Origin of the sequence: Ellagibacter sp. (assembly GCF_048412355.1) — a bacterium.
Lineage (GTDB): Bacteria > Actinomycetota > Coriobacteriia > Coriobacteriales > Eggerthellaceae > Ellagibacter.
Genome location: NZ_DBFSAP010000004.1, coordinates 29550 through 43016 on the forward strand (window position 1 = coordinate 29550; position 13467 = coordinate 43016).

Here is a 13467-nt window from a genome sequence, read left to right on the forward strand (position 1 = left end):
GCGCGAAGTATCCCCTATAGAGATAAAACTCGGTAAAGGATAGTTCGCTAATCCGCCCCGGCGCTTCTATCGGGGGCAGCTGCGCTCGACGAGGAGCCGCTTGCGCTGGTGGAACCCGAGGGGCTTGCAGCGCGGGATTTACTGCCCGAGCTGGAACTGGAGCTTGCCGAGCTGGAGCTCGTCGAATCTCCCGACGAGGTACCCTGGCTCGCAAGGTCGCTGTCCATTGCGTCTTTGTCCTCGGTGACCATGTAGTACTTGCCCGTCTTGGGGTCCTGATACACCATGCCCTTCTCGACGTAGGCGTTGCCGGCATCGCTCATGTCCTCGGGCATGTCCTCGGGCATGTCGATCGCTTCGAGCTGCTTGTCTTGAAGCTCCGAGAGGGGGGTGAAGTCGATGTTCCAGACGGTGACGAGCGCCATCATAAGACCGCATGCGAACACGAGCATGATGTCGGCGATGTTAGCGACCGACGCCATGGGATCGGTGTCCTCTTTCGAGCGCAGGCGTCCTCCGCGCAGCCCGCCGCCGTTTCGCAATCCGTGCGCCATGGCTATTCGCCTTCCTTGGCGGGCGCAGCGTCGGCCTTACGGGGCTCTTCGCCTGCGGCGCCCACGAGTTCCTTCAAGGAGATGCCCTTGTCGCTCATTTCCTTCTCGGCGCGGGCGATGATGATCTCCACGTCGACGCCGTCGCCGACGGTGGTCACAACACCTGCCTCGCGCTCCTTCTCGATCTTCTCGAGCATGGTGCACATGGCTGCCTCGAGCGCGCCGAGGTAGTTCTCGTACCAGTTGCCGCGGATGCGTCCGATAACGTAGGCGACGCCTGCGGTGATAAGGCCGGCGACCGTGGTGTCGAAGGCGACGCCGATGGAGGCTGCGAGCACGTCGGTCTGCCCCTGGCCGAGGGCAACGATGCCGGGGCCGAGGGGGATCAAGGTGCCCATGAGGCCGAACATGGGGGCGAGGCGCACCGCTGCGTCGGTTCGCCCGGTGATGCGCCCGTAGCGCAGCTCCTGGATGGCAAGCAGGCGTTTCGCGAGCGTCTCGAGCGTCTCGCTCGGAAGCGAACGGTAGCTCCACAGCGTGAGCAGCGACACCTTCTGGCGGCGCAGAAGGCCCGAGTCGATTACGACGTCGGCGAGGTCCTCTTCCTTCGCGCAGGCGATGGAAGCCAAGAACTTCGAGATCACGATTCGGAAGTTGCGCCGCTCGGTCACCGCCTCGACGATGACGCTTCCGATGAGGAAGACCGCGTAGACGGCGAACGCGAGCAGGACGATGATGACGGGAGCCAGCAGCCCCTGCGCGACCGCATGGAGGATGTCGGTCAGATAGAGTGCTTGTGCGATTTCGAGCATGGGTTAATCTTCCTTGGTCGTGGTTTCGGTTGCGGCGGTGCCGGTTGCGTCCGCTGCGGCGGTTGCGTCCTCCTCGGGTGCCCGGCCCGCCTCCTCGTCGCGCGCTGCGGCGTCGGCTGCTGCAGCATCGGCGACGGGTGCCGCCTCGGCGGTCGGGGCGCTTGCAAGCTCGACCGCATCCGCTGTCTCTTCAAGTTCCTGCAGCTTCACGGTCGGGGGCACGATGATGTCGTTCGTCGACGTGCAGTTGCGCATGATCGCGCCCATCTCGCAGCGGAAGATGCTGCGCACGGGTTCGATTGTCTTCGTGCCGTCATCGTGGGAAACGCCGCCGATGGCGCCCTGAGTGAGTGCCCAGGCCACGCCTTCGGTCGCCCAGGTGTCGACCGCGGCGGCGTCGGGCATGGCGGCCAGCTTGGACAGGTCGGTCTGTGCGTCGACGTCGGCGTTGTTCTGCGACTTGGCGTAGTTCCTCAAGATCACGCACACCTGCTCGCGGGTGACGGGGTCGTCAGGGCCGTAGCCGGTGGCGACGCCAGTTTCCGGATCCTTGTAGCCGGTGATGATGCCGTTTTCGAATGCCCAGTTCACAGCACCCGTGTACCAAACGTTGTCCAAGACGTCGGGCAGGCCGGTCTCGTTTGCGGTTTTGTCGGAATCGCAGGCGGCTGCAGCATCAGGGTCGGCGAAGCGCCAGAGCACCATGGCCATCTGAGCGCGGGTAAGCTCGCCGTAGGGGAGGAACGTCGTGTCGTTTATGCCCTTGATAAGGCCCGAGTCTTTGCAGAACTTGAGCGTGCCGTCCTTCACGTACCAGTCGGTTGCGATGACGTCCTCGTAGCCGAGCTGGTCGGCTTTGTCGTAGATGATGAAGCTGCCGGTTGCCTTTCCGGTGTAGGAGCGCGATCCGCGAACGGTGAAGGTGGCAGTACCGATCTCCTTGTTGTTCTCGTACTTCACGTTGTAATCTTCGCCCTTAAGCTCGGTTCCGTCAGGAGCGTAGACCTTCACTGGCGTGATGTCTTTGCCGGTGTATGCCTGGTCGTTCACGACGATGGTGCAGTCGTCGATGCTCGTCGGCGCGGGCGCGTTCTGCCCGTGGATGACGAAGTACATGTTCACGAAGTTGTCGAAGTCAAACGGTCGTCCGCCGCCCTTGAAGCGCACGGTCACGCAGCCAACCTCGTTTTTGTCAGGGTCGCCGACGTTGGCGTATTGCGTGTAGTTGCTCGAGCTCGTATCGCAGTTGGGGTTGCCGTAGACGAGCTGGTAGTCGGTGCCCTCGACGAGCGTGTGCCCCTTGTAGGTGACTTTCGAGATGGTCGGCTTGATCGTCGAGCCGGTGTAGTTGAACACGGGGGCACCGTTCTCGAACGCGATAGCCTTGTCGTTCCACTCGAGGTTCTCGCCGTCCCACTCCATGTACTCGATGTCGACGTCGGTCATAAGGCTTGCCGGCGTGATCTTGAACAGGCCTTCGGTTTCGCCTGTGTAGGGAGCCGACTCGGTGGGGGAGATGACCACGGGGTAGTAGCCGTAGTGGTACACGCCGTCGGCGGACCACTCGGGTGCGGTCTGCGTCATGTTGATGGTCTTGGAAGGCGAGATGTAGCGCTCGACTAAGGTTTGGCCTGCATAGGTGGTGTTGGACCCATTGTAGACGCAGGTCTTGAAGGTGTAGGTGAACCAGTCAGAGGGGAGCTTGTTGCCGTAGGCGTCGGTGACGGTGATGTCGTCTGCCGCAAGCGTTTTCTCCGAGTAGTCGAACTTGCTGCTCTTGATGGAGACGAGGCAGGTCGCAAGGTCGCCCTTCACGATGCTGTAGGTGCACACGTTGCTTTGCGTGCCCGAGTAGGAGCCGATGCCGACGATGCTCGCGCTGTAGCCGTCGCCGAGGTCGGTGGCACCTTCTTGCGGCACCACGTAGAAGTCGACATCCTGGGTGAGGGTCTTTCCGCCCATGGTGACCTCAAGGCGTGGAATGGCTTCGCCGCCGGTGTAGGGTGCGTTCTCCGTGCACGTTGCTGTGATGCTGGAAAGCGGGGTGGTCGAGGTTGCGTTCGCGAAGCACTTCAGGACGGGGTAGCCGTTGTTCTGCCCGCCGGTCGAGAGCACGAAGTAGTTGTCCCATTCGCCGCCGTTGCGCTGCTTGTTGAGGGCGGCGACGGCGCTTGTCGCGCGCAGGTCGGTGGCACTCACATACGCACAGTTGGAATACGTGCCCGAGCTGGAATCGACCACGTGGTAGATCTTGCCGTCCGCGCAGGTGTCCTTGAGCACGAGGCAGTCATGCAGGTTACCATCGTTCTGGCCGATGAGGCCGGAGCTCTTGTTTCCAGGAAGCGCGTCGATCTTGCCGGCGCTGTAGCAGCTGTATACTTCGGGAGTGGGCGTGGTGTGCGTGCCGTCGGGTTTTGCGTACTGAAGCAGCATGCCCGCGATGCCCGCGACGTAGTAGCCGCCGCCCGTGGCGGTCTTCACGGTGCCGGTGTTGCCGCAGAACGAGACGGTTCCGTGGCTTTGCCCCACGATGCCGCCGCCAGCGGGCTTGTTCCAGCGGTTCACGGTGACGAGCGCCGCGTTCGCACACCCGGTGATCACGGTGTAGCTTCCTGCGCTGCCGACGATGCCGCCGCCAGAATACAACCCAGTGACCTGGGCATTTTTATCGGTTAAACAACGCTGTGTGTAGAGGATGTCATCTTTGGAGCCGTAGTCGATCTCGGTCGAGTCTCCCGAGCCGCTCATCGACAACCCGCGCAGGGATCCCACGATGCCGCCCGTCATGCTCGCCTGAGCACCGGAGACGATGCCCTTGCAGGTGCTGTCGTAGACGCTGCCGAGGGAGAATCCCACGATTCCGCCGACGCTCTCGGTCTTGGCGGAGATCTTCTCGCCGAAGCGGTCGGTTCCCGCCTCGCAGGGGGACTGGGAGTCGATGGAGCCGGAGAACACGCAGTTGTAGATGTTACCGTGCGTCCTTGCGCCTTTGATTTCCTCTTGCGCTGGGTCGCCGAGGTACGCCACGACCCCGCCGATGGTCTTCGCGACGATGAGCCCCGGTGAGCGGCCGTTGCCGTCGGTGCCGTCGGAACCTGCGGTGTTCGTGATGGCCTTGATAGACCCCGAGAACTCGCAGTTCTTCACATCGCCGTACACATTTGCCGCCATGCCGCCGATCTTGGACATAACGCATTTCACGGTGTCGGTTTGAGGCGTGTCGACGGCGACGTCGATCGTGGCGTCGACGGTGCAGTTCTCAACCGAACCCTTCGAGGTGCCGATGAGGGCGGCTACGTTCGAGACTGCCTGTGAGGAGCTTGCGGAGCGATGGACGGTGACGGTGGCGCCGGTCACGTGAACGTTCTTCACGACCGACTTCTCGCCGCATCCGCCGAACAGCGCGATGTTCGTTGCGCGCTCGCCTGCATCGGCAAGAGACGTGAGGCTGTAGCCGCGGATCGAATAGCCCGCGCCGTCGAAGATGCCGTTGAACTCGTGTCCGCCTTCCCCGCCGATGGGAGTGACCTCGGCGCGGATGAACACGATGTCCTTTGCGAGCGTCACGGTCTTGCCCTCGAAGGTGACGCCCGAGTTGACGAGCTCGGCGAGGCCTGCGAGCTGCGAGCCCGTGCTTAAGGTGTAGCTCGATGCGCCCTCCGAGTACCAGGAGGTGTCGGGGGCCACCGCGCGCAAATCCCACGAGGTGCTGGCGAGCTCGATAAGCTCCCAACCTGGTTGCTCCTCGTTAAGGGAGAGCAGCGCGGGGGCGTCGTCGAGATACGCCTCTGCCCATGATTGAGCCTCGTCGATGGTGGTCACGCTGCTGGGCGTCTCGACTGCCCAAGCGGCGCATGGTGCAGCGCAGGCAAGCGCGAACGCGAACGCGACTCCCATCGCTGCGGTGCGGATGTTCTTCTTCATCTTCGGTCTCCTTTCGAACGCTATCTCAGGGGTAGTTTCTGTCTGCGGTATCTCACGCCCATCTGCACGCCTCCTGCGGCTGCCGTGCCGACGGCGAAGGGGATGACGAACGGGGCGAAGGGGTTCTCGAAATCAATGGTGTCGACGTCGGAGGGGTTGGGGTTCATGACCTGGTAGACCTGCCATGAGCCGCCCGTGGTGCCGCCACCGCCGTCGCTGATCGCAGCGGACCCGCCCCCAAGGCCGGTGGCGTCGCCGACGTCGGTTCCGGTGCTTCCGCCGTCTCCGCCTCCTTCTCCGCCGCCCGAGCCGCCTTGTCCGGTGCCATTGCCGGTGTTGGCGCCGATCTCGGGTTGAACGGGGGGAGCGCCTGCGAGGACGACTTTGATGGTGTTGATCCAATAGACCTGGGCGTTCGACGTGACCTGGCCTGATCCGGTCGCTCCGAAGAGCAGGCGGAAGCAGGCGTTGTCGTTCATGTCGGAATAGTCGGGGTCGATCGAGTCGCCGTACTTGTACCAGCGGAAGTTCGATTGCACGGCGAGCATCGGGGACACGGGAACGCCTCCCTGCACGTTGCCGCCGGCGTCGTATTGCGGGAAGTAGTAGCGGATCGAGCCGAAGAGCATGTTATAGCTCACCGCTGTGCCGAAGTCCGAGGACCCCACCGGGGTGTCGGCGGTGACGAAGCGGAACTCCTTGATGCCGTCGAGGTTCGCTCCCGCAGCTTCGAGCACGGTGGAGAGCAGGACACCTCGGCCGCTTACCGTGGCGAAGCGGTTCGCCGAGCCGATGACGGTGTAGGTCTGCTCGACCATGCCCATCGCCTCGACCTCGGCGCGCGAGAACTTTTTCTCGGAAACGACCTTGTCGGGGGCTTCCTCCCACACGACCTTCACGGTGAGGGAATCCTGCGGGCGCGCCACGGGGTCGGGCTTTTCCTCGGCCGCGGTGCTCACGCACACCTTGCCCGTGACGGTTGCGCCGCCGATTCCCGCCGTGGACGAGGCGCTCACCCAGACGTTCGCCTCCTCAGCGGGGCGGTAGAGGCCGGTCGTCGGCTCGACGTAGCCAAAGGTGGAGTCATCGACGCTCCACGAGAGGTCGGCGATCGCGCCGTTGGTTTGCTGGCTCAAAAGCCCGTTGGAGGTGAGGTAATCGGTCGTCGTGCCGTCGGCGGGGTTCGCCACCGTCACGCGCGCGACGAGCTGCAGCGTCTGGTTCGTGTTGTAAAGGCGCGCGCCCGCCTCGGTGTAGGGCTCGCCGTTCTCGTCGCAGATGACGATGTTCTCCACGTAGAGCTCGTTGTTCTGCCCGCTCACGTCGATAATGTAGGAGGTCGACAGCCCGTCGCAGGTCGCGGTGAGCGCGACAGTGCCGTTCGCGAGTGCCGTCACCTGGCCGGACGTGCTCACGTGCGCTACCGACGGGTCGCTTACCGACCAGTTGGTCATGTGCCCGGTGTCACCTGCCCAGGAGGTCGAGCCGTCGTTCCATACGAGCTGCACCTTGAACTGGAGCGACTCGCCCTTCTTCGTGAGCTGGCCGTGCGTCTCGGGCGTGTTCTCCCAGCTGTTCGATGCGACCTTCCAGCCGCTTCCGACGTAGGGCGTCTCGTAGAACAGCGAGATGCCCTCCACCGACTGGGTGGGGGGTTGCGGGGTGGGGTCGGGTTCGGGCGCAGGGTCGGGGTTGGAGGGCTGCTCGGTTGAGCTTCCGCCATCCGACTCGCCTTCCGCAAACGCGGCTCCCTGCGCGTAGAACGTCAGAGAGAACGCGAGCAAGAAGACGAGCAAACAACGCAGCGCGTCGCTGGCAAGTCGTTTGGCTTTTATGGTCTGGGTGCGCATCGCTACTGCTTTCCGTAGGGCGGATACGAATTGCCGAGAAGCTCTCGCGCATCGTCATCGGTGATGTCGACCCAGTACAGAAGCGAGTAGAACTTCTTGACTTCCTCCACCATGTCGACGTCATAGCGATTGGGGTAGAGCATGTTCGCGATCCATTGGACGCCGAGGAAGCGGTTCACTCCCGGCGGGCGGTCGCACCATGCGAACGGGGCGTTCGGCATCGTGTAGACGCGGCCGTTCTTCACGGCGGAGATGTGGCTCCACTTCTCGTCGGTGCGGATGATCTCGTCGGCACCGCCTCGGATGACGTCGTCCCACGCGATGATGACCTCGGGGTCCCAGGCGAGCACGGCTTCCAGGCTCACGTTGGTCATGCCGATGCCCTGGGTTTCCTCGACGGCGGAAACGTTGTTCGCGCCCGCCACGTCGAAGGTGAGGGCATGCTGGCCGCGGTCGGGCTCGGTCTGCAGGCCGAGCGGGCCTTCGGCGTAGTAGAGACGCACCTTCTCGCTTTCGGGGATGTCGGCGGTCGCCGTCGTCACGTCGTTGTAGACGCGCTCGAGGTACGCGGCAATCTCGCTTGCGCGCTCTTCGGCGCCGAGAATCTCCCCGAGGAGCTTGTAGGCGGTGCGGATGTTGTCGAACGACCCGTCGATGCACAGGGCCGGGATGTTCGTCTGGCTCTCGAGCTTCTCCGCGGTCGAGACGTCCGCTGCGGAAAGCGTCGTGCCCGAGCAGTCGATGATGAGCTGGATGTCCTGCTTGAGCAGCATCTCGCGGTCGATCTCGCCGCCGCCCGAGAGCGTTCCCATGTAGATGAGGTTCTCGGTTCCCGCGGGCAGGTAGCGCAGTTCCTCCTCGGTGTACTGCATGCCCGTGCCGCCGAGCAGCTGCGGTGCGAGCGTAAACACGAAGATCTGCGCAAGGGCGCTCGTGAAGTACACGCGTTCGAGCTTGTCGACCGTGGGGATGGTTCGCGTGCGGCCCCAGGAGTCGGTGAACTCGCGGGTGCCGCGGAACGTCGCGTCGAGGCCCGATTTCACCCCCATGTTGTCGAGGGCCCCCGTCACCTGATCTGCCGAGCAGCCCGACAAAAGCCCGCTTGAGGGCAACAGCACGGTCATCGCCGCAACTCCTCCGAATTGCAGGAACTTCCTGCGGCTCATCGCCCGATTGTTCCCGTTCTCACTCTTCGTCACGATAACTCTTCGCTTCCTTCTCGTCCTTTACAACGGTATGCACACGCGCTCGGTGTGGCCCGGTTCTATCTCAACGTCGATTACATGGACGTTCGTTCCGTAAATCTGCCGCAGCGTATCGTTGGTGATGACCTCGCCCGCCGTTCCCTCGTTAATGACGAGGCCTTTCTCCATGACGATGACCTTGTCGGCGCAGAACAGCGCATGGTCGGGGTCGTGCGTCACCATGACCACGCCCATGCCCGCCTGCGAGAGCGACTTCATGCGCGAGAGCACGAGCTGCTGGTTGCCGAAGTCGAGGCTTGCGGTCGGCTCGTCCATGACGAGCAGATCGGGCTGTTGCGTGAGGGCGCGCGCGATCAGCACGAGCTGCTGCTGGCCGCCTGAGAGCGCGGTGTAGGGGCGGTCCGCCAAGTGCTCGATCGACATCTGCTTCATGGCGCGCCACGCGATGGCTCGGTCGTCGGGCTTCACCACGGCGAGGCGGTTCACATACGGGGTGCGCCCCATGAGCACGACGTCGGCCACGTTGAAGGGGAAGGGCGGCGTGTGCGCCTGGGGGATGTAGGCGAAATGCCGCGCGAGCTCCGGCTCGTCCATGTCATGCGTGCTCTTTCCGTCGATGAGCACCTCGCCGGCGGTCGGCTTCATAAGCCCCAATACGGTCTTCAAGGTAGTCGTCTTGCCGCAGCCGTTCGCGCCGATGATGCAGACGAACTCGCCGTGCTCGACGGTGAACGACACACCGTGGACGATTTCGGTCTTGTGGTATCCGCCGTGGACGTCGCGCACTTCCAGAAGATGGCTCATCGCTTACCACCCCTTCTGGTTTCGCGAGAAGATGAAGATGAAGAACGGCACGCCAAGGATCGACGTGAGGATGCCGATCGGGATTTCAACGGTGGCGAGCAGGCGCGCGAGGTTGTCGACGAGCAGGAGGTAGCTTGCGCCGATGACCATCGATGCCGGCAGGAGCGCGCGGTAGTTCGGGCCGACGAGCGCGCGGGCGAGATGAGGGATGACGAGGCCGACCCAGCCGACGATGCCCGATACCGCGACCGAACACGACACGATAAGCGTCGAGGCGAAGATGACGACGAGCCGCACCCGCTTGGTTTTGATGCCCATCGAGCGCGCTTCCTCATCGCCGAACGAGAGCACGTTGAGCTTCCAACTTTCGAGCAATAAGAGTAAGAAGCCGCAGATCATGGGGATGATGACGGCTTTCATGTCGCCGTCGCTCACGCTTGCGAAGCTGCCCATGAGCCAGAAGGTGATGGTGGGGAGCTTGTCGTTGGCGTCGGCCATGAGCTTTACAAGCGACGTGCCCGATTGGAAGAGCGTCGACACGAGGATGCCGCCTAAGATGAGGCCTAGGATGGCATCGGAGCGGACCATGCGGTTGAGCCACACGGCGCACGCCACGGCCACCATGCCGCCCGCGAACGCGAAGACCTGCACCATGTAGTTCGGCATGTCGAGCAGAAGCGCCAAGCAGGCACCGAAGCTTGCGCCGGCGGATGCGCCGAGGAGGTCGGGGGAGGTGAGGGGGTTTTTGAACATGCCCTGATAGGCGGCGCCCGCGACGGAAAGCGCGGCGCCGACGAGCATCACGACGACGATGCGGGGTAAGCGGATGTTGAACAGGGCTGTGTTCGCCGCGTCCGAGATGACGATATCGGGGTCGTTGAACAGGTTGTATACGCCGACGGTAATCTGCGCGGCGACGTTTTTCACCAGTTCGTCGGGCGCGACGGGGTACTTGCCGAGCGCGAACGAGGCGAAGAGCATGATGACGAGCACGGCGACGATGCCGAGCTTCACCCCAAGCGGGATTCTTTTATCGAGTGCCTTTTGCGCCTCGCGATATTCTTCGCTGAAATCGGGCGTCGTGACGCTCTGCGTGCTTTTCTGCATCGTAATTGAAATCCCCTAAATCAAAATATACGCAACGTCAAATAAAGCCAAAGGAGACTATACCAGAACTAGAACATGTGAATACAAGTATTATGCTAAAAATAGGCAATATGTTCGATTTAGAATAAGAACTGACGCAGGAGGTCCAGGAAAAAGGAAAGCGCCCTCGACGGGGCGCTTTCTGGTGAGGCTCGGTTGTCTTTTCGGTAAAGCTCTACGCGGCTTCGATGTCCTTTCCAGGTTTGAAGTCGCGGCCTTCCTTTCTCCACTGGCTGTACTCGGCGGATGCGGCGAAGAGCACGTCGGAGGAGGAGTTGAGCGCGGTCTCGCAGGAGTCCTGGATGACGCCGATCACGAAGCCGATGCCGACGACCTGCATCGCGATGTCGTTGCCGATGCCGAACAGCGAGCAGGCGAGCGGGATCAGAAGCAACGAGCCGCCGGCGACGCCCGATGCGCCGCATGCGCTCACGGCGGAGAGGACCGACAGGATGATCGCGGTGGGGATGTCGACCTGGATGCCCATCGTGTGTGCCGCCATCATGGCCATGACCGAGATCGTGACCGCAGCGCCGCCCATGTTGATGGTCGCGCCGAGCGGGATGGAAAGCGAGTAGTTGTCCTTGTCAAGACCCAGCTTGCGGCACAGCTCCATGTTCACAGGGATGTTCGCCGCGGAGCTGCGGGTGAAAAACGCGGTGAGGCCGGAATCCTTCAGGCAGCGAAGAACAAGCCCGTAGGGGTTCTTGCGGAAGCACGCGAAGGAGAGGATCGGGTTGGTGACGAAGGCGATGAAGAGCATGCAGCCTACGAGCACGAGCAGCAGCTGGCCGTATTCGGTGAAGATTTCCAGGCCGTTGGTGGAAACCGCCGTGTAGATGAGGCCCAGGATGCCGAAGGGGGCGAGCGAGATGATCCAGCGGACGACGGTCGATACAGCGTCGGAGATGCTTGTGAACACGTCTTTCACCTGGTCGCTTGCGCGCCTAAGGGCGATGCCCAAAACGACGGCCCAAGCGAGGATGCCGAGGTAGTTCGCGCTCATAAGCGCCGTGACCGGGTTGGCTACCACGTTGGTGATAAGCGTTGCGAGGACCTCCCCGATGCCGGAGGGCGAGGATTGCGCCTCGGCGGCGGCGGAGAGCGTGAGGTTGACGGGGAATAGGGTGCTCGCTAGGACGGCGACGGCGCCGGCGATGAAGGTGCCCACCAGATACAAGATGACGACAAGCTTCATCTGCCCGCCGCCCTTCGCATTGCAAAGAGCGCTGATTACCAGGAAGAACACGAGGATGGGGGCGACGCTTTTCAGGGCGTTCACGAAAAGCGTGCCGAGCATCTCGATGATCTCGTTCCCGGGGACGACGAGCGCGAGGATGGTGCCGATGACGAGGCCCACGATGATGCGCTTGATGAGGCTGATCGAGTTCCAGGTTCGCCCTATCTTCTTGATGGTATCCACTGGCGGTCCTTTCAAATATATAAGCTGCGCAAAAAGAAGCTGGGGGAAGGGTGCAGGAAAAGCACCCTTCCCCCAGCTGGTGCGGGCGAAAGGACTTGAACCTTCACGGGGGTTGCCCACCAGAACCTAAATCTGGCGCGTCTGCCAATTCCGCCACGCCCGCACGCTTTGCTGCTCGAAAAACAGCGGACACATAATAGCAGAACAGAACGCAATCGATACGCGCAAGTTTTCGATTCGGCGTCGGCGGCGCTGAACGCCCAAGCAGGCGGCTCGTTCGCGATGCTTGGGAACCTGGGGAAGAGAATGCGTGGTGTTTGAGGGTGCCGATTGCTCGAGTTCATTTGCCTAAGACAATGTGCAAACCTACTGCCAAACCTTCCGGCAAACCTACTGTTTCGAAATACAGCCGCGTATGGCGTTCGTTTCCCAAGATGCTCGATTCCCTGCTTATTTCGGTTGCCTGATTGGCAAATAGCGTCTATTATTGGATACAGGCAAATAGCGGTAGCACTACAAATAGATGAACTACACATATAGTGTATAGCGCCGCCGCGGCGTTATACCACCGAAGAAAGGGAATAATAGTATGCAGGATCTTTCTCGCCGTAATTTCGTGAAGGTCGCCGGCGTGACGACGATGGCAGCGATGGCCGCTGGCGCCCTGTCTGGCTGCTCGAGCTCTGAGAGTTCCGATAAGAAGGACGATTCCGCGAAGGAAGAGTCCAAGGAGGAAGCTTTCATGAGCGAGGGCAAGGGCAAGCATCTCGTTTGCGTCGTTACCGGTAAGCTCATCAAGATCGCTCCGGCGATTCTCGCCAACCAGCTTGGCTACTTCGAGGAGGAGGGCTGCGATGTCGAGTTCCAGACTGTCGCCCTCGCCGATGCTATGGCATCGATGTCGGTGAATAAGCTCGACATCGACTTGTTCGGCATCGTGCCGGCTTGCTCGTATGTCTCCCAAGGAATCGAAATCTTCGTGTTCGGCGGCACCATCCTGAACGGCTCCGAGATTATCTCCACGAAGGACTTCACCAAAGAGCTCAAGAAGGCAGAGGACTTCAAGGGCTTAAACATTGCTTGCAGCCGTGAGGAGTCTGGCCAGATTTACTTGAAGAACTTCTTGCAGGAAAACGGACTTAAGCTTGGCGAGGACGTCGTCTTCGAGTACGTCGACAACGCGACCACGGCGCTTGAGGGCTTGCGCTCTGGCCAAAATGACCTGTTTATCACGAATAACGCGATGGGCTACACCTATTCCACCAGCATGGACGACATCAAGGTGGCTGCCATTCCGGCTGACATCACGGGCGACTACCCCTGCTGCCGCCAGAACTGTTCCGAGGATGCCTACCACAACAAGTTCCTCTCGCTCGTTGACTTCGAGATAGCGCTTATCCGCGGTTACGACTACTACCTCAACAACAAGGAAGACGTTATCAAGCGCCTTGTCGACTATTCCGCACAGAGCGCCGATTACGTTGAGGCGGCAATGTACGGTACGAGCGATTACCGCAACATCATGAACCTCTCTCCGGATCCGCACACCAAGGAAATCGTGAAGTTCTACAAGGCTATGCAGAACATCGGCGAGATCGAGAAGAGCGACTACGACATGGCAGATTACGCAACCTCCGCCGTGTACAAGAAGGCGCTTGACACCCTTTGCGAGCGCGAGCCTGACAATGCTACTTACAAGAAGCTTGCCGAGGACTTCAGCAAGTACAACGACTAGGCGCCAATTGCTTA

Annotated in this window: 9 protein-coding genes and 1 tRNA gene; 1 reads left to right on the forward strand and 9 read right to left on the reverse strand. The window is 61.6% G+C overall.

Features of this window, described 5'->3' with window-relative positions; translation table 11 throughout:
* Positions 1–47: 47 nt before the first annotated feature.
* From ACMRQN_RS00270 to ACMRQN_RS00310, 9 genes are all read right to left on the reverse strand, one after another.
* Entirely contained in the window at positions 48–554 is a 507-nt protein-coding gene (locus ACMRQN_RS00270) for a hypothetical protein (RefSeq protein WP_418733318.1), read from the reverse strand.
* A gap of 2 nt (positions 555–556) precedes the next feature.
* A complete protein-coding gene (locus ACMRQN_RS00275; RefSeq protein ID WP_418733319.1) occupies positions 557–1366 on the reverse strand; it encodes a MotA/TolQ/ExbB proton channel family protein in 810 nt (269 codons plus the stop codon).
* Between the two features lie 3 nt (positions 1367–1369).
* The gene (locus ACMRQN_RS00280) at positions 1370–5290 is read right to left on the reverse strand and encodes an S-layer homology domain-containing protein (RefSeq protein WP_418733320.1); all 3921 of its coding nucleotides are present in this window, start codon (positions 5288–5290) and stop codon (positions 1370–1372) included.
* Positions 5291–5310: 20 nt separating this feature from the next.
* Positions 5311–7140 carry an Ig-like domain-containing protein gene (locus ACMRQN_RS00285; RefSeq protein WP_418733321.1) on the reverse strand — a complete coding sequence of 610 codons (1830 nt, stop codon included), beginning with the start codon at positions 7138–7140 and terminating at the stop codon, positions 5311–5313.
* A 2-nt stretch (positions 7141–7142) separates the two neighbouring features.
* Positions 7143–8339: an ABC transporter substrate-binding protein gene (locus ACMRQN_RS00290; protein ID WP_418733322.1), complete on the reverse strand. Its 1197-nt coding sequence runs from the start codon at positions 8337–8339 to the stop codon at positions 7143–7145.
* A gap of 27 nt (positions 8340–8366) precedes the next feature.
* Positions 8367–9149, reverse strand: a complete 783-nt coding sequence (locus tag ACMRQN_RS00295; protein ID WP_418733323.1) for an ABC transporter ATP-binding protein — start codon at positions 9147–9149, stop codon at positions 8367–8369.
* A gap of 3 nt (positions 9150–9152) precedes the next feature.
* Positions 9153–10256: a FecCD family ABC transporter permease gene (locus tag ACMRQN_RS00300; protein ID WP_418733324.1), complete on the reverse strand. Its 1104-nt coding sequence runs from the start codon at positions 10254–10256 to the stop codon at positions 9153–9155.
* A gap of 214 nt (positions 10257–10470) precedes the next feature.
* Complete coding sequence (gene sstT, locus ACMRQN_RS00305; protein WP_418733374.1) at positions 10471–11709, reverse strand: serine/threonine transporter SstT; 1239 nt, start codon at positions 11707–11709, stop codon at positions 10471–10473.
* A gap of 86 nt (positions 11710–11795) precedes the next feature.
* A tRNA-Leu gene (locus ACMRQN_RS00310) sits at positions 11796–11881 on the reverse strand.
* 426 nt (positions 11882–12307) lie between these two features.
* On the opposite strand from ACMRQN_RS00310, the gene ACMRQN_RS00315 reads away from it, so the two are divergent.
* Positions 12308–13453 carry an ABC transporter substrate-binding protein gene (locus ACMRQN_RS00315; RefSeq protein WP_418733325.1) on the forward strand — a complete coding sequence of 382 codons (1146 nt, stop codon included), beginning with the start codon at positions 12308–12310 and terminating at the stop codon, positions 13451–13453.
* Positions 13454–13467 lie beyond the last annotated feature (14 nt).

What these genes read in the sequence shown, in the direction of transcription:
- ACMRQN_RS00270 (WP_418733318.1), bottom strand. Translation starts at nt 554, where the DNA reads ATGGCGCACGGATTGCGAAACGGCGGCGGGCTGCGCGGAGGACGCCTG.
- ACMRQN_RS00275 (WP_418733319.1), bottom strand. Translation starts at nt 1,366, where the DNA reads ATGCTCGAAATCGCACAAGCACTCTATCTGACCGACATCCTCCATGCG.
- ACMRQN_RS00280 (WP_418733320.1), bottom strand. Translation starts at nt 5,290, where the DNA reads ATGAAGAAGAACATCCGCACCGCAGCGATGGGAGTCGCGTTCGCGTTC.
- ACMRQN_RS00285 (WP_418733321.1), bottom strand. Translation starts at nt 7,140, where the DNA reads ATGCGCACCCAGACCATAAAAGCCAAACGACTTGCCAGCGACGCGCTG.
- ACMRQN_RS00295 (WP_418733323.1), bottom strand. Translation starts at nt 9,149, where the DNA reads ATGAGCCATCTTCTGGAAGTGCGCGACGTCCACGGCGGATACCACAAG.
- ACMRQN_RS00300 (WP_418733324.1), bottom strand. Translation starts at nt 10,256, where the DNA reads ATGCAGAAAAGCACGCAGAGCGTCACGACGCCCGATTTCAGCGAAGAA.
- ACMRQN_RS00315 (WP_418733325.1), top strand. Translation starts at nt 12,308, where the DNA reads ATGCAGGATCTTTCTCGCCGTAATTTCGTGAAGGTCGCCGGCGTGACG.